Below are 17,761 nucleotides of genomic sequence, written 5' to 3'. Positions count from 1 at the left end.
AGAGTTTGGCAGCGTCGACTGTAGCTGCTCAAGAATCATTGGTTACCCTTTAGTGAGTTTTATCCTATGAATCGTCGTGGCTTTACCGACCTGCTTCGCTTTCTGTCCTTTGCCTCTCCCGCCAAGCTAAGACTGGACAGTCTCAGGAGCAGTCGCAAGTCAAGGCGCCCACGCTTGGGGTTTGAGTCGCTAGAAGCACGTCGGGTGTTGGCTGCCAACATTACCGCATTCGAACCGACCGATAGCGGTTTTGTGGTTGAGTTGAGCGAAGAGGTGAGTACCCTCAATCTGAATCTGTACAACACCGAGGGGGGCACTCAGGGTGCTGCCGACGTCACGCTCCAAGGAGCCACTACGGGTGATGTGAAGGGGTCGTTGGTCGTCGATGGAACCAGGTTGACTTTCGTTGCTAGCGATGGAGTCCTGGCAGCAGATACCTACACGGCAACGCTCCGGAGTGCGTCAGATGCCTTTACCGATCTAGCCGATGGCGAATTGCTTGATGGGGAATACAATGGCACGACCCTACCATCGGGCAACGGCACCGCCGGTGGTGATTTTGTGATTCAGTTTACCGTCGGCACCTCTACCGACATGATCCTTGGCCTCCCCGATTTCGCGCGCGGCCCCAGCCAAGCAGTACAAGCTCCTGGGCAGGGGAGTGGCACAGAGTTGCCCGATGGACTGGCAGTGGTTCTTACCAATCCTGCCGGTCTAACCTCGGTAACCTTTACACTCCAATACGACCCGAGTCTGCTCAACATCTCCGACGTCCAGTTGGGTGCCGATGCTCCGGCTGGCAGTAGCGTCGATGCAAACCTTACGGTACCCGGCACTGCAACGGTATCCTTCTACGCGCTGGCACCTCTCACGGCCAGCCAAACGAATGTCATCGAATTGATTGCTTCGGTTCCGGAAGATGCTAGCTACGGCAGTACTCAGGTATTGAGTTTTTCGTCCGTGGAAGTCAATGCTGGTGCAATGACGGCTCAAGTCGATAGTGGAGTGCAACTGGTATCCTATGCGGGAGATGTCAACGCCAATCGCCGTTATGATGCTGAAGATGCACGGTTAATCGCCCGCGTGGGGGTTGGTCTAGATACCGGCTTCTTAGGTTCTGCGGACAGCACACCGAGCACGACTCCTCTGTTTGCTCTCATCGATCCCACGATTATGGGAGACATCACTGGGGCAGGTGGTATCAGCGCGCTCGATGCGAGCGATATCTTGCGTAAAGTCGTGGGCTTGCCAGTTCCGAACCTACCCGACCTCCCAAGCTCTCAAGCTCCCTTTGGCCTCAGCCTCTCCAGCCAGAGTGCCACCAGCTCCCAGGCCATTGGCTCTGTAGTTGGTAGTTTTTCAACAAGTGATCCAGACGCGGGCGACTCGTTCACCTACGCACTGGTGGCAGGCAGTGGTGATACGAACAACAGTTCGTTTAGCATCAGTGGCAGCAACCTGCTCACAGCAGAAGCACTCAGCGCGTCCCCTGGAACCTACTCGATTCGTGTTAGTACGACCGATTCCACTGGCAAGTCATTCGTCCGCAACTTTACCATCACCGTTAGCGATACCAACAATCCGCCGAGCTCAGTGGCATTGTCCACAACCAATCTGACTGACGGGCAAGCAATTGGCACCACGGTTGGTACGCTGACGACGGTGGATACGGATGCTGGGGACTCTCACGTTTACACGTTGGTGAGTGGAGATGGCAGCGCCGACAATGCCAAATTCACCCTCTCGGGAAATACATTATTAACTGCGGTCGTGTTTGACGCTAACACGCAAAACTCCTATACCATCCGCATTCGAAGTACCGATTCAGCAGGCGCGTTTGTCGAGCAGGTTCTGACAGGTACAATTCTTGCAGCGGGAAGCAATACGGCCCCGACAGCAATCGGCCTTTCGAACAGCAATGTTCCCGAAAACTCCGCGAGTGGAACCGTGGTTGGCGCTCTAACATCGACCGACGCCGATGCGGGTGACACCTTTACCTACACTCTGGTCTCCGGTGCGGGAGACACGGACAACGCCTCCTTTGCCATCTCCGGTGCAACACTTACCACCGCAGCCGTCCTCGACTTTGAATCGCAAGAGAGTTACTCGGTTCGGGTGCGTAGCACCGATGCCGGGGGACTGACCTTTGAGCAAACCTTCACCATCACTGCCACGAACGTCAACGAAGCAGCCACCAGCGTCACGTTGAGCTCCAGCCAGGTGGAAGATGGAGATGCATCCGGCACGGTAGTTGGCACCTTAGCTTCGGATGATCCCGATGCCGCCGACACGTTCACCTATACGCTAGTAGCTGGATCCGGAGATACTGACAACGCTTCGTTTGCCATCTCCGGCGATCAGCTGCAAACCGCCTTTGTGGCGGACATGGGAACCAAGGCGAGCTACGCCGTCCGCGTCATGGTCACCGATGCCGGTGGGTTGACTCACGAAGAAGAGCTAACCATTACCGTTGTTGAAGTCGGCGTGGCACCAACGGCCGTTGCTCTCAGTAGTACCGCGATCGACGAAGGCTCGGCTATCGGTTCTGATGTTGGCACGCTGACTTCAACCGATGCCAACGCCACAGACTCCCACACCTACACGCTGGTGGCTGGTACAGGGGACACCGACAATGCATCCTTTACCATCGTGGGTGATAAACTTCAGACGGCCGCCGAGCTCGATTTTGAAACTCAGGACACTTACAGCGTGCGGGTTCGGTCCACCGACTCGTATGGCCTGACGTTCGACCAAGAGTTCACCATCACCGTCAATGATCTGAATGAAACACCGAGCGCATTATCACTCGACAACCTGACCGTCGCCGAGAATGCGGTGAGTGGCACCCTAGTTGGTAATCTATCCACCACCGACCCGGACGCTGGTGACACCTTCACCTACACACTGGAAGCAGGTGTGGGGGACACCGACAACGCCTCCTTTACCATCTCCGGCTCAACGCTTACCACGGCAGCCGTCCTCGACTTTGAATCGCAAGAGAGTTACTCGGTTCGTGTACGTAGCACCGATGCCGGAGGACTGACCTTTGAGCAAACCTTCACCATCACTGCCACGAACGTCAACGAAGCAGCCACCAGCGTCACGTTGAGTTCCAGCCAAGTGGAAGATGGAGCTGCATCTGGCACGGCAGTTGGCACCTTATCTTCGGATGATCCCGATGCCGCCGACACGTTCACCTACACGCTAGTAGCTGGATCCGGAGATACTGACAACGCTTCGTTTGCCATCTCCGGCGATCAGCTGCAAACCGCCTTTGTGGCGGACATGGGAACCAAGGCGAGCTACGCCGTCCGCGTCATGGTCACCGATGCCGGTGGGTTGACTCACGAAGAAGAGCTAACCATTACCGTTGTTGAAGTCGGCGTGGCACCAACGGCCGTTGCTCTCAGTAGTACCGCGATCGACGAAGGCTCGGCTATCGGTTCTGATGTTGGCACGCTGACTTCAACCGATGCCAACGCCACAGACTCCCACACCTACACGCTGGTGGCTGGTACAGGGGACACCGACAATGCATCCTTTACCATCGTGGGTGATAAACTTCAGACGGCTGCTGAGCTCGACTTTGAAACTCAGGACACTTACAGCGTGCGGGTCCGCTCCACCGACTCGTATGGCCTGACGTTCGACCAAGAGTTCACCATCACCGTCAATGATCTGAATGAAACACCGAGCGCATTATCACTCGACAACCTGACCGTCGCCGAGAATGCGGTGAGTGGTACGCTAGTTGGTAATCTAACCACCACCGACCCGGACGCTGGTGACACCTTCACCTACACGCTGGAAGCCGGTACGGGAGATACCGACAACGCCTCCTTTGCAATCTCCGGTGCAACGCTTACCACCGCAGCCGTCCTCGACTTTGAATCGCAAGAGAGTTACTCGGTTCGGGTGCGTAGCACCGATGCCGGGGGACTGACCTTTGAGCAAACCTTCACCATCACTGCCACGAACGTCAACGAAGCAGCCACCAGCGTCACGTTGAGTTCCAGCCAAGTGGAAGATGGAGCTGCATCTGGCACGGTAGTTGGCACCTTAGCTTCGGATGATCCCGATGCCGCCGACACATTCACCTACACGCTAGTAGCTGGATCCGGAGATACTGACAACGCTTCGTTTGCCATCTCCGGCGACCAGCTGCAAACCGCCTTTATAGCGGACATGGGGACCAAGGCCAGTTATGCCATCCGTGTCATGGTCACCGATGCCGGTGGATTGACTCACGAAGAAGAGCTGACCATTACCGTTGTTGAAGTCGGTGTGGCACCAACGGCCGTTGCTCTTAGTAGCACCGCGATCGACGAAGGCTCGGCTATCGGTTCCGATGTTGGCACGCTAACTTCGACCGATGCCAATGCGATAGACTCTCACACCTACACTCTGGTGGCTGGTACCGGCGACACCGACAATGCATCCTTTACCATCGTGGGGGACAAACTGCAGACGGCCGCTGAGCTCGATTTTGAAACCCAGGACACCTACAGTGTGCGAGTCCGCTCCACCGACTCGTATGGCCTGACCTTCGATCAAGAGTTTACCATCACCGTCAGTGATCTAAACGAAACGCCGACCGCCCTAGCGCTCGACAACCTGACCATCGCCGAGAATGCGGTGAGTGGCACCCTAGTTGGTAATCTAACCACCACGGATGCAGACGCTGGAGACAGCTTCACCTACACGCTGGAAGCCGGTGCGGGGGACACGGACAACGCCTCCTTTGCCATCTCCGGCTCAACGCTTACCACCGCAGCCGTCCTCGACTTTGAATCGCAAGAGAGTTACTCGGTGCGGGTACGTAGCACCGATGCCGGGGGACTCATCTTCGAGCAGACCTTCACTATCACTGCCACGAACGTCAACGAAGCGGCCACCAGCGTCGTGTTGAGTTCCAGCCAAGTGGAAGATGCAGCTGCATCTGGCACGGCAGTTGGCACCTTATCTTCGGATGATCCCGATGCCGCCGACACATTCACCTACACGCTAGTAGCTGGTTCGGGTGACACCGACAACGCTTCGTTTGCCATCTCCGGCGATGAGCTCCAAACCGCCTTTGTGGCAGACATGGGAACCAAGGCGAGTTACGCCATCCGTGTCATGGTCACCGATGCCGGTGGATTGACTCACGAAGAAGAGTTGACCATTACCGTTGTTGAAGTCGGTGTGGCACCAACGGCCGTCGCCCTGAGTAGTACCACGATCGACGAAGGCTCGGCTATCGGGACGGAAATCGGCACACTAACTTCGACCGATGCCAACGCCATAGACTCCCACACCTACACTCTGGTGGCTGGTACTGGAGACACCGACAATGCATCCTTTGCCATCGTGGGTGATAAACTTCAGACGGCCGCTGAGCTCGATTTTGAAACCCAGGACACCTACAGTGTGCGAGTCCGCTCTACCGACTCGTATGGTCTGACCTTCGATCAAGAGTTTACCATCACCGTCAGTGATCTAAACGAAACGCCGACCGCCCTAGCGCTCGACAACCTGACCATCGCCGAGAATGCGGTGAGTGGCACCCTAGTTGGTAATCTAACCACCACGGATGCAGACGCTGGTGACACCTTCACCTACACGCTGGAAGCAGGTGTGGGGGACACCGACAACGCCTCCTTTACCATCTCCGGCTCAACGCTTACCACCGCAGCCGTCCTCGACTTTGAATCGCAAGAGAGTTACTCGGTTCGTGTACGTAGCACCGATGCCGGGGGACTCATCTTCGAGCAGACCTTCACTATCACTGCCGCGAACGTCAACGAGGCGGCCACCAGCGTCGTGTTGAGTTCCAGCCAAGTGGAAGATGGAGCCGCATCTGGCACGGTAGTCGGCATTTTATCCTCGGATGATCCCGATGCCGGCGACACGTTCACCTATACATTGGTGGCTGGTTCGGGTGATACCGACAACGCTTCGTTTGCCATCTCCGGCGATCAGCTGCAAACCGCCTTTATAGCGGACATGGGGACCAAGGCCAGTTATGCCATCCGTGTCATGGTCACCGATGCCGGTGGGTTGACTCACGAAGAAGAGCTAACCATTACCGTTGTTGAAGTCGGCGTGGCACCAACGGCCGTTGCTCTCAGTAGTACCGCGATCGACGAAGGCTCGGCTATCGGTTCTGATGTTGGCACGCTGACTTCAACCGATGCCAACGCCACAGACTCCCACACCTACACGCTGGTGGCTGGTACCGGGGACACCGACAATGCATCCTTTACCATCGTGGGTGATAAACTTCAGACGGCCGCCGAGCTCGATTTTGAAACTCAGGACACTTACAGCGTGCGGGTTCGGTCCACCGACTCGTATGGCCTGACGTTCGACCAAGAGTTCACCATCACCGTCAATGATCTGAATGAAACACCGAGCGCAGTAGCACTCGACAACCTGACCGTCGCCGAGAATGCGGTGAGTGGCACCCTAGTTGGAAATCTATCCACCACGGATCCAGACGCTGGTGACACCTTCACCTACACACTGGAAGCAGGTATGGGGGACACCGACAACGCCTCCTTTGCCATCTCCGGTGCAACACTTACCACGGCAGCCGTCCTCGACTTTGAATCGCAAGAGAGTTACTCGGTTCGGGTACGTAGCACCGATGCCGGAGGACTGACCTTTGAGCAAACCTTCACCATCACTGCCACGAACGTCAACGAAGCAGCCACCAGCGTCACGTTGAGTTCCAGCCAAGTGGAAGATGGAGCTGCATCTGGCACGGCAGTTGGCACCTTAGCTTCGGATGATCCCGATGCCGCCGACACGTTCACTTATACATTGGTGGCTGGATCCGGAGATACTGACAACGCTTCGTTTACCATCTCCGGCGATCAGCTCCAAACCGCCTTTATAGCGGACATGGGGACCAAGGCCAGTTATGCCATCCGTGTCATGGTCACCGATGCCGGTGGATTGACTCACGAAGAAGAGCTGAACATTACCGTTGTTGAAGTCGGTGTGGCACCAACGGCCGTTGCTCTTAGTAGCACCGCGATCGATGAAGGCTCGGCTATTGGTTCCGATGTTGGCACGCTAACTTCAACCGATGCCAATGCGATAGACTCCCACACCTACACTCTGGTAGCTGGTACCGGCGACACCGACAATGCATCCTTTACCATCGTGGGTGATAAACTTCAGACGGCCGCCGAGCTCGATTTTGAAACTCAGGACACGTACAGCGTGCGGGTTCGGTCCACCGACTCGTATGGCCTGACGTTCGACCAAGAGTTCACCATCACCGTCAATGGTGTGAACGAGACACCGAGCGCAGTAGCGCTCGACAACCTGACCATCGCCGAGAATGCGGTGAGTGGCACCCTAGTTGGTAATCTAACCACCACGGATGCAGACGCTGGTGACACCTTCACCTACACGCTGGAAGCAGGTGTGGGGGACACCGACAACGCCTCCTTTACCATCTCCGGCTCAACGCTTACCACGGCAGCCGTCCTCGACTTTGAATCGCAAGAGAGTTACTCGGTTCGTGTACGTAGCACCGATGCCGGGGGACTCATCTTCGAGCAGACCTTCACTATCACTGCCGCGAACGTCAACGAGGCGGCCACCAGCGTCGTGTTGAGTTCCAGCCAAGTGGAAGATGGAGCTGCATCTGGCACGGTAGTCGGCACTTTATCCTCGGATGATCCCGATGCCGGCGACACGTTCACCTATACATTGGTGGCTGGTTCGGGTGATACCGACAACGCTTCGTTTGCCATCTCCGGCGATCAGCTGCAAACCGCCTTTATAGCGGACATGGGGACCAAGGCGAGTTATGCCATCCGTGTCATGGTCACCGATGCCGGTGGATTGACTCACGAAGAAGAGCTGACCATCACCATTGTTGAAGCTGGTGTGGCACCAACGGCCGTTGCTCTTGGTAGCACCGCGATCGATGAAGGCTCGGCTATTGGTTCCGATGTTGGCACGCTAACTTCAACGGATGCCAATGCCATAGACTCCCACACCTACACTCTGGTAGCTGGTACCGGCGACACCGACAATGCATCCTTTACGATCGTGGGTGATAAACTTCAGACGGCCGCCGAGCTCGATTTTGAAACTCAGGACACTTACTATGTACGAGTCCGGTCTACCGACTCGTACGGCCTGACGTTCGATCAAGAGTTCACTATCACCATCAATGATATTGTCGAATAGATCGTCACCGGCGAAACGCGGGCTCAGTCGTCATGGGCTGGCCCGCTAGCCGATAGTCTAGAATTGATAGTTCAGCCCAAATTGGAATCCGTGGGCTAAGAACCCACTACTTGTCCATGCGAATTTTGGATCGCCGGTTCCGGTTACCGCTTCCGGTGGAAATTGCGAGACTCGGCGACTGACGGCATCGGCTGCTCGAACTGCGGAACTCCAATACATGATATTGTAGCCGCATTGCAAGCCAAGGCATTGGTTGATCTGACGTTGGGCAGAGAACTTGAATTCGGGAATGGCAACGAATTCGTTTCGGCTGTAGGTTCCGATGTTAGTCGCCTGTGCGAGCAGCCCGCCATTGAAGGTAGAGGTGCCGCCTCCGGGTACAGTAGTGATCGTTTGGCCGTCGATGAGCATATCGACGTTGTTAGACCCCAAGCTTACCTTACCGGTGTAGGCGATCTTCCAACGGTTCCAATGGTGTCGTCGTTCGATCCCCAGCAGTAGACCATTGAAGTCATTCTTGGCTTCGAAATTGTCAAATCCATGGGTTGCCGTTCCAGCGCTGATCGGCCCTTGAGCTTGAAAATAATTGGATGCATGACGCACTCTCAACAAATCGTCGAGACTCCCATGTTTGAATCCAATAAGGAAGTCGAACGTCAAGAAGCCATCTGAACAGTACTGCCTTCGCCGCAAGATTTCAAAGGCTTGCAACTGCGTTGACGAATCGACGGCGATGGAACCGGAAAGAAAATTCTGGTGCGCGATCAACATAGATGCTTCACCGCCCAGCAAGGTGTCAAATACGGGACGTGCTAAGTTGGGCTGCGAACTGCTACTGACGGAGAAACTGTCGTTGCTGTCATCGATTCCTAGGTAACTAGCTTCCCACGCAGTGCGATGAGAGCGGTCGGTCCACAACCCAACCGTGATCCGACCTCCGGACCTGAACTCCTCTCCCTGAGTACCCGAGAGCAACGTGCTAGTCGACGCAAGACCGAGGACGCCCGTATCACTGGGTAGGGTTCCCGCCGGACTCGCAGTCACGAGAGCGGGCAATTCCGTCCCCTGGAGTGACCACAGCAGATACTCGGCACCGACCCAAAGGCCGCAGGAACGCGGGCGCAACCCACAACTGCAGTCGGGGGTAGTGCAGTTGAGGTGAGCCACCGGATTGCATTCGTAACAATTGCAATCCGCCCCACTCTGAAAGACGCTCGTGCTGGGAGCTCCGAAATTTGGCGGGATCACATAGCCGGCGTCATCACCATCGACGAATTCCTGATAATCATATTCCTCGTAGTCCACCGTAACTTCGGCTGGAGTCTTGGCTGGGGGCGACGTCGTCGGAGAGTCGAACTTGGCCGATACGGCTCCCGGCCGCCTCGATTTACTACTTCGCGGATTGGCATTGGCCTTAGGCGTGGCGAAGGGATCATCCGGCCAAACCTGCTTGTCATCGGCGAGCAGAGCGGTTGAAAACTGCCCCCCACCTATCAGCACAATCGCAACAAGACTGCACAGAATTGGGATCGACTTAAGCTGGCTGCTAGTATGCATATCGGTTCTGTCCACTTCCATTAGAGATCCTTCTGAGTGGTACATAGCATTTGCAACGCCTTGAGTTCAATGCCAAATCGATCGTTGCGGCAATTCTGGAGCCTCGGATCTTCCCCTACCCCATAAAGATGCTAAACTGGTGCATGTTTAACATCTTTGGGAAATGAGTTTCATGCGACTGACCACTCAGACCGACTTTGGCCTGCGAACGCTGATGTTCCTAACGCATCTGAAGCGGCGAGCTACCATTGCAGAAGTCGCCGGTTTGTATGGAGTGTCGATCAACCACATTGCCAAAGTGGTCAATCTGTTGGCCCGTCATCACTTGGTGCGGAGCATTCGCGGAGTCGGCGGGGGAATCGAATTGGCTAAGCCTGCAGATCGTATTTCTGTCGGCGAAGTCATCCGAATCTTCGAAGGAAACATGCACCTCCTGGAGTGCGTGGGTACCGAAAACGTGTGTAGCATCGAGTCCTTCTGCAAGTTGAAATCGACTCTGGCAGAAGCGGAGCGAATCCAGCTGGAGTACCTCAATACGGTAACGCTAGCGGATGTCGCTCCAACTTCGAAGCAATTCGCTCGCTCAACTCCCAATCTGCCTTAACTGCTAGGATCCATTCGGCAAGAAGCCATTTCCGTTGCTTTCTCTTGGAGATCTATTAATGAAGTCGTTTGTATGTGCGTTTAGTGGTGTTGCGCTCTTAGGTACAACACTCGCGTTAGTTTCCACGCCTTGGCAAAACTCCATCGCTCAGGAAAAGGACAAGGTGGCCAAACCAGCGGACGAAACCACCAAGCCGTCCGAGAAAGCGATTGAACGCTCGCGAAAAACCGTGCGCATGTTGGATAATATTTTCAAACAAACCATTGTCATGGTTACTGACAAGTATGTGCACGATGACGACGATTTTGCCGCTGGAAGTGCAGCAGTACTCCTGTTCAAAAACGTTTCCGAATCGGGCGAAAACAAAGTGCGATTGCTCGACGCGACGGGCGATCCCTACGAACCAGAGAACGTCGCTAAGAACGATTTTGAACGCGAGGGAATTCGCCGGATCAAAGCAGGGGCAGCAACGCACGAACAGGTCGTTGCCTTGAAGGACGGAAGCCATCAACTACGAATGGTTACCGCCGTCCCCGTCGTCATGGAGAAGTGTATAATGTGTCACGCTCACTATGCTGACGTGAAGCCAGGTGAAGCGATCGGAGTGATCAGCTACACAATTCCAATCGAATAGTCCGAGTTGGTGCCAAGCCTCCTAGGAGGTGTGTCAGTTGGATCAATACTACGGCCAGCCAGGCGTGAACGCATCGCCCGTTGCGTTCAGCCTGTCGCTGCCAGTGCCCTGACACCTCTTTCAGACAACCACCATGCTCTCATTTTGGAAACGTTGGCGATCGCCAGCGATGCCCCCTCCAGCCGATGCACAGGACGCCCTTGAAACCGACTTGCAGCAATTGCGACAAACGGCTCCCGTACCTGCAATCTGGTTGTTCGGCAAGACGGGCAGTGGCAAGAGCTCGGTAATCCGCTACCTAACCGGAGCAGAAGCAGCGATTGTCGGCGAGGGCTACCGGCCTGAAACCAAGTCTTCGCAACGCTTCGATTTCCCCAACACGCTCGACCGCTTGCTAACCTTCGTCGATACCCGAGGGCTAGGGGAAGCCTCCTACGACCCCACTGCGGACATCGCCCATTTCGACGGTACGACGCAATTGATGCTGGTAACGGTTCGCGCGGGCGACCACGCTCTGCAAGGCATCCTCGAACCTCTCCAGCGCATCCGCCGCGCATGCCCGCAGCGCCCCGTCCTGCTGCTTCTAACCTGCTTGCACGAAATCGACGGTGCAATGGAAATCGCGGCCGCGGCCGATCCCTTCGAAGAGATCTCGAGTTCATCCCTGCTAACACTTGACAAGAATTCTCCGGCAGGCAACGTTTCTCAAGCGGCTGCCACAACCATTCCACCAGCTCTAGCCACTCAAATCGAACGGAAACTCAGCCAGTTTCGAGGGCTGGTCGACGGAGTCGTGCCCATTGATCTGACGCAGCCCGAAGACGGATTTTCCGATCCAAACTTTGGAGGGCAGCGGCTTAAAAAGGCGATTCTCAACTATCTTCCTCACGCCTACCGTCAGGCTTTGCTGGTACTCAACAATCCACTGCAAGTGGAAGAAACCCAGCGGCAGCGGAAAGCTCGCTGGCAAGTACTTGCTTCCAGCGCCTTGGCGGGTACAGCCGGTGCGGTGCCGATCCCCTGGGTAGATATTCCGGCCGTGTTAGGCATTCAGACCCATTTGGCAACCAAGTTGGCACAAATCTATCGACAAGAGCTGACCGCTGCGCACTGGGCCGTATTGAGCAGTGCAGCCGGCTCTCGGATTGCCGTGCGGATGGCATTTCGCGAAGCGTTGAAGTTCATCCCTTTTGTAGGCATGGCTGCTGGGGCGGCGAGCTCGTTTGCGTTCACCTATGCACTAGGCATGTCGTGGGACTGGTACTTTTCAGGCCTGCGGCAGGGCGGGACTCCGACTGCTGAGGAACTCAAGAAAGTCTTCGACCAGCAATTGCAGCGTGGGCGAGAACTATGGGAAGCAGAATGAAATTTTTCCATCTGCTGTCGCCTCGCTTAGTGGTCCTTTCTCTCCTCTGGGCTCTCCCGTTGATGTGCTACGGTGCGATCGGCTTGATAGCGCTCTATCAAACGGGCTGGCTGAAGCTGATTGCCCTCACACTTCCCGCCCTATGGGCTCTTGCTTGGGGCGTCGGAAAGCTTTGGCCTGCCGCCAAACCCGATCAAGCAGCCGTTGGCAAGCCACTGACGGCCCCCGAATTCTGGACACCTCAAGATCAATCGGCCATTGATATTGTCGAGCAATTCCGTCGACAGACTCCCGCGGTCGATCGGGTCTCCATCGCCGACTACAACCGCTACCTCGCTGACGCGCAAACGCTCTCAGACAAACTGGCGCAACACTACCATGCAGAGGCGGGGAAGAACTCGCTCCATCCACTGACCATCATCGAGATCTTTGCCGTCGTTCACCTGGCAGTGGAAGATCTCGAGCAATGGATGCTTGAGCATCTGCCGGGCAGTTCCGTTGCTACCCTAGCCCAGGTAGAGCGGCTGCCTGCAATTCTACGCGCCTTGGACCTCGGCCAAAAGTTCGCTTTCCTGTCCTCTTCCCTACTCGATCCCAGCCGACTACTCACCTATCCCTTGTGGCGCAAATCTGGCCGGATAGCGGTCAAGTTGCAAGATGAATTGCTAAGTATGTTCTACCAACGCTATCTGCGGCAAGTTGGCTTCTATTTGATCGAAATGTACAGTGGCCGGCTGAAGGGTGGTTCGCGCCAATATCGACTTCATTTCGGTACAGCTGCAGCTAAGCTGCATGCAGCCGGAGATGCGAATCAAGCGTTGGCAGAGCTGGAAGAGGTTCATACGAAAATTGCCGTCATGGGGCAGGTCAAAGCGGGAAAATCAAGTCTCATCAATGCTTTGCTCCAAGAGACTGTCGCGGAGACAAGCCTTTTGCCGGAAACCAGGCAGGTCAACTGCTACCAATTCTCGCTCCCTGATTCCGACAAAACACTGACTCTCTTGGACACGCCCGGCTACGACGAAGCCGCTCCCCCGAAGCAGCTCTTGCGGGAAATCCAAACGGCGACGGATCAAGCAGACATGGTGCTGCTGGTGCTCGCGGCCAATAGTCCTGCACGCGAGGCGGATGTCGCCCTACTGCGAAAATTGCAAGAACACTATCGACAAAACGCCCAGCTTAAGCCTCCGCCCATCATCGCGGTGCTAACGCATATTGACAGATTGAAACCGGCGCGTGAATGGTCGCCCCCCTACGACTGGAGAAGTCCCTATTCGGCGAAAGAGGAATCCATTGCGGGCGCCGTCCAGTACAACCGTGAGGTCTTTGGCCCCTTAATCGTCGATTGCGTGCCGATCTATACCGGAAATCTAGCCGAGTCGATTACGGGCGCAAACGAGGAGTTAATACCGGTACTGGTCCGGCATTTAGATCGAGGCCACGCCGCAGCCATTCTCAAAGCCTACTACCAGAAGCTCGACCGCGAACGCTTCCGTCAAATCTACCAACAGGTCTGGGGACTGGCGAAGGCAGTTGGTCGCAGTGTTCTTAAGGACTAAACGTTCTTAAGGACTAATCGGTGTGCCCTGGACTGGTCCAATGAGAAACAGCTTCGGCAGCCCCTCTTCGCGAGCAAGCTGACGACCGATTCGGTCCGATTGATTTCCTGAAGTTGGCAGGGAGCGCTCAAAGCGCATCCGCTGCACTACCAACGAAAAAAGGGCTCGGCCGGTGAAAACACCTGCCGAGCCCCCTGAAGTTGCTCCATGAAGCGTCGAAGGATTAAGGAATCACTCCGTACTTCTCTTCTTCTTCTTCCTGGATGATGATGCGTGGTGTCACGGTCATCATCAAAGTACTCGTCTCACGGCCAATCGCGGTGTTCTTGAACAAGCGGTTTACATAAGGGATCTTGCTCAAGATCGGCACACCACGCTCGATGCGACTCTCACGCATCCGCTTGATTCCACCCAACAGGATCGTTCCGCCGTCAGGCACGCTGACCGTGGTCGAAATGTTGGTTTGGGAGAAGCTTGGTTGTTGAACCGTGGTACCTGAAACGATTTCTTCCGACTCGCTGGTGCTGTCGTCTACCGAACCCGTTGGATCGAGCACGTTCGTGCCTTGATCTTGTGAATTCGTTCGAGTCGTTCGCGACCCCTCAAAGGTGAACGTGTCCACTCGGTCAATTTGCGAGAAAGATGGGTTCAGAGTGAGGCGAACAAAGCGTTTGTCAGCGGATACTGTTGCTTGAACATTCAAGATCGTACCTTCGTTGAGAACCACAATGACGGGCTGTTGTGCGACGGCAAAGTCAGCCACAACAGGGATCAAGCTGGTCACAAAGGGACGCGAAATCGTGTCATTGATCGAAGCGAATTGTCCGTCGAACATCGTAACCCGTGGAGCTTGCAAGACGTTGGTCCGGCTGTCTCCTTGGGCTGCGTTCATGAAGAAGAACATTTCCAAGTCACTAAGGATTGCAAAGCCCAAGCTGGCACCATCGCTGGCTTGGAAGCCACCGAAGGCAGGAACGGCTGTTCCATAGCTCTCTTGAGTTAGCGAGATATCAAAGTCAGCAGAGACGGGGAAGTTGTTGCCAGTGAAGTTGGAGCTCAGCCCAACCGTGGTACTCGGTCCTTGATCGTCCTGAGGCAGCGAGCGAACGTTGTCATCGATCTTCACATCAAAGTCGACCCCCATTCGCTCGAAGAAGTTATCGTTCAAAGTGATGAACTTCACTTCAATCGTGACTTGCAAGTCTTGCAGTCGACGCAGCGACTCCAGCAGCTCTGCGATCTTTTCGTGCGTCGTTTGAGGAGCACTCACCACGATCGAGAGATTCGAAGGGTATTGCAGGATGGTACTCGTACCGCCCGCTTGCAACCAAGAGTCAGGATCGATGGTGGCTTGAATCAGATTCATCAGCGTATCGAAGTCAGCCATGGCTGCTCCACCACCGATGGCCCCTGGCGAGCCCATCATCATCGGTGGAGCCCCACCCATTGCCGAACTGTTGTTGCTGCCGAAGCCACCACCTAGCAAATTGCCAGGTCCACCGAGCATACCGTTGTTCAACTGAGCCAGAACCGGTGCATTGGGATCCACTGAAGCGGATGCCATCTGCACGCTCTGTCCAGGGGTTCCGGCATTAACTCCCGGCGTTCCCGCCAGCAAACCACGGCCTGCAGCCACCGTTTCGTAGGCCTGCCGAATAGCTCCCGCCATACCACTGTTGTTGTCGTGGATGAAGTTGGGAATCGGGATGACCAGATCCTTGACCGAGTAGGTCTGAGTTCGGTTGGCCCGAGCGGTGTTGCGGACGGATGTTACGGTGAGAACCTCATTAGCAACTTGGAAGTCAAGGTTGCGTGAGTTGAGGATCAAGTTCAGAGCACTTCGCAATTGAATTTGCGAAGGCAGGCTGAGCGTGACACCAATCTCGGACGAGGAGTTGAAGCCATCTTGTTGCAGCGCCAATTCATCGATGTGGATGGGGATGCCTGTCATGTTCGACAAGAAATCCATGACTTCGGTCAACGGACGGTTCTTGAAATCAACCATGACCGGGGTCTTCAGTCGCTCCCAAATCTCCACTTCCTTGGGAGACATGCCGGTTTGCGAATCAGCCAGCAATTTGCGGCGATTGCGAGTGATCTCTTCCCAGCGTTTGGCTTCTGGGAATTGTATCGAATCACTGTCAGTCCAAGGGACGGCAGACTCGTCGACATCGTTCATCGCGTCAATCCAGCCGTCTTCGCGAAGGGTCTTGGTTTGCTCGTACTCACCGATGCGACGACTATTGCGTGCGTTGGCAATCAATAGACTGGCAATGGTCGAATTGCGGTCCAACAAGCCGACTTGTTTAGCAATGACTTCGGCTTCGGCAAATCGGCCTTCGTCCATCAAGTCATTGTAGGTTTCGACGAGGGATGCAATCTGCTGATCGGTCTTGAAGCGATCTTCTTGATCGAGCGCCATGGATTCAGTGATTTGGCGGTTGCGAGTATTCTGCTCGATAGCAGCTCGGTTCTGCGTCATGTAAACCTGATGGCTGCCAATGGCCCGATCCACAATCGTCAGCATTTGTTTGGTCGTGTTACCGTCCATGCCTGCTTGCGAAACGCGGGTACGCAGGGTTTGAAGCCGTTCCGCCACGAGCTGTGGCTCGGCCTCGCGGTTGGCTTCCGCCGCTGCGATCTCTCCGGTGACTTCGCTCATCATGCGTTGGCGAATGGCGAGCTGTTCATCGCTCACACCTCGCATGGGGGAAGCGTTAACCTCTTCTGCACGCCCGCTCAGGTTCGCGGCTTGCATGGAGCTCAACTTGTCCTTCAGCTGATTCCGCAGAGCGGGATCGAGCTCTTTTTCGAACCGCCATGCTCGGCTAAAGTGATCGTAAGCTGCCTCGCGATTGCCCTGGCTGAGCAACTCCACGCCGCGTCGATACAATTCATCGCCACTGGCTGCATTGCCCAGCGGCGTCTGGAGCTCTTGCCCGAGCTGTCCGCTGGCGGGCTGGGTGGTGGTCTTGTCCGAGTCTGGCAGGAAAATGCCAGGTGTAACCGGGCCTCCGACCGCAGGTGTGTTCACGCCGGCCGCCGCAGCAACAGGAGCAGTGGTACTGGCAGGAATCACGGCTGATGGATTGCCTGCAGCACCGTTGGGCGGGAAGGAAGCGAGCGTTGCAGTCTGAGGCTTAGCAACGGCTGGAGCAGCGGCGAGCGCTCCCAATTTGCTAACAGCTTCCTCAATCTGCTTCTTCTTCATCCCTTGGCTGACAAGAATCCCTTCAACTTCCTTGAGACGCGCTTCCACCCGCGGATCAAAGAAGTTGCGTTGAGGACCCGACAATGCCTGCCGAGCCCGTAGTGCTTCGGCAAACGCCTTGGCGGAAACCGATGTGTCCTCCGACTTGCTGACCGCATAGTTCAGCCATCCCAAGACAAACTCAGCATCCACCGCTGGGGTATTGTCCGAGATGCTGCGGGTGACGGTTGGCGATTGCCCCAATGTCACATCCGGTACCATCGCCGTCATTAAAACGGGCGAGAGTATTGCGGGTGCAATCCACATTGCTTTGGACGCGCTTGCCCACAGGGACTGCTTCAGCCAACGTCGCTTCTGATTCGAATTTTCAGGACTCAACGCGACTCTCCTTTTTCGCGATGTGACTAACCGAATGCACGTTCGTTGATCTTTGCCAACGACCCGAGCTTGCCGCATATCCGTACGGCGCTTTCAAAAGCAGCCTTGATTCGCTGGCCTGATGCATTTCTGGCTACGTAAAAACTTAGCGAGATATCTGCTCAAATTCCCAGCACTCACTCGGCCCGTTGCACTCCTCGGCTCCACCGCGAAGGTGTCACCGTGTCATGCTCTACCACCGAAACAAGACTGCCTCTCAACT

Annotated in this window: 7 protein-coding genes; 5 read left to right on the top strand and 2 right to left on the bottom strand. The window is 55.6% G+C overall.

What is annotated here, in order from left to right; genetic code table 11:
• Window positions 1-66 precede the first annotated feature (66 nt).
• Window positions 67-8,190, top strand: a complete 8,124-nt coding sequence (locus Q31a_RS06505; protein WP_145075698.1) for a cadherin repeat domain-containing protein — start codon at window positions 67-69, stop codon at window positions 8,188-8,190.
• A 57-nt stretch (window positions 8,191-8,247) separates the two neighbouring features.
• Here the strand turns inward: Q31a_RS06505 and Q31a_RS06500 are convergent, their stop codons facing one another.
• A complete protein-coding gene (locus tag Q31a_RS06500; RefSeq protein ID WP_197356333.1) occupies window positions 8,248-9,768 on the bottom strand; it encodes a BBP7 family outer membrane beta-barrel protein in 1,521 nt (506 codons plus the stop codon).
• Window positions 9,769-9,919: 151 nt separating this feature from the next.
• Here Q31a_RS06500 and Q31a_RS06495 point away from each other — a divergent pair, with 151 nt between their 5' ends.
• The 4 genes from Q31a_RS06495 to Q31a_RS06480 all read left to right on the top strand — a co-directional run bounded on the left by Q31a_RS06495 (window position 9,920) and on the right by Q31a_RS06480 (window position 13,910).
• Window positions 9,920-10,351: an RrF2 family transcriptional regulator gene (locus Q31a_RS06495; RefSeq protein ID WP_145075692.1), complete on the top strand. Its 432-nt coding sequence runs from the start codon at window positions 9,920-9,922 to the stop codon at window positions 10,349-10,351.
• Window positions 10,352-10,409: 58 nt separating this feature from the next.
• Window positions 10,410-10,985: a c-type heme family protein gene (locus Q31a_RS06490; RefSeq protein WP_145075689.1), complete on the top strand. Its 576-nt coding sequence runs from the start codon at window positions 10,410-10,412 to the stop codon at window positions 10,983-10,985.
• Window positions 10,986-11,118: 133 nt separating this feature from the next.
• Complete coding sequence (locus Q31a_RS06485) at window positions 11,119-12,351, top strand: GTPase family protein (protein ID WP_145075686.1); 1,233 nt, start codon at window positions 11,119-11,121, stop codon at window positions 12,349-12,351.
• Complete coding sequence (locus Q31a_RS06480) at window positions 12,348-13,910, top strand: GTPase family protein (RefSeq protein WP_197356331.1); 1,563 nt, start codon at window positions 12,348-12,350, stop codon at window positions 13,908-13,910. The genes Q31a_RS06485 and Q31a_RS06480 overlap by 4 nt, the downstream gene beginning before the upstream one ends.
• Before the next feature lie 223 nt (window positions 13,911-14,133).
• Here Q31a_RS06480 and Q31a_RS06475 read toward each other — a convergent pair whose 3' ends face one another.
• Window positions 14,134-17,499 (bottom strand): type II secretion system protein GspD, encoded by a 3,366-nt coding sequence (locus tag Q31a_RS06475; protein ID WP_197356320.1) that lies wholly within the window; start codon window positions 17,497-17,499, stop codon window positions 14,134-14,136.
• Between the last annotated feature and the right edge of the window lie 262 nt (window positions 17,500-17,761).

The sequence above is a fragment of the Aureliella helgolandensis genome (assembly GCF_007752135.1).
GTDB classification, from domain to species: domain Bacteria; phylum Planctomycetota; class Planctomycetia; order Pirellulales; family Pirellulaceae; genus Aureliella; species Aureliella helgolandensis.
This window is presented reverse-complemented; position numbering and strand designations above follow the sequence as displayed.

What these genes read in the sequence shown, in the direction of transcription:
- Q31a_RS06505 (WP_145075698.1), top strand. Translation starts at nt 67, where the DNA reads ATGAATCGTCGTGGCTTTACCGACCTGCTTCGCTTTCTGTCCTTTGCC.
- Q31a_RS06500 (WP_197356333.1), bottom strand. Translation starts at nt 9,768, where the DNA reads ATGGAAGTGGACAGAACCGATATGCATACTAGCAGCCAGCTTAAGTCG.
- Q31a_RS06495 (WP_145075692.1), top strand. Translation starts at nt 9,920, where the DNA reads ATGCGACTGACCACTCAGACCGACTTTGGCCTGCGAACGCTGATGTTC.
- Q31a_RS06490 (WP_145075689.1), top strand. Translation starts at nt 10,410, where the DNA reads ATGAAGTCGTTTGTATGTGCGTTTAGTGGTGTTGCGCTCTTAGGTACA.
- Q31a_RS06485 (WP_145075686.1), top strand. Translation starts at nt 11,119, where the DNA reads ATGCTCTCATTTTGGAAACGTTGGCGATCGCCAGCGATGCCCCCTCCA.
- Q31a_RS06480 (WP_197356331.1), top strand. Translation starts at nt 12,348, where the DNA reads ATGAAATTTTTCCATCTGCTGTCGCCTCGCTTAGTGGTCCTTTCTCTC.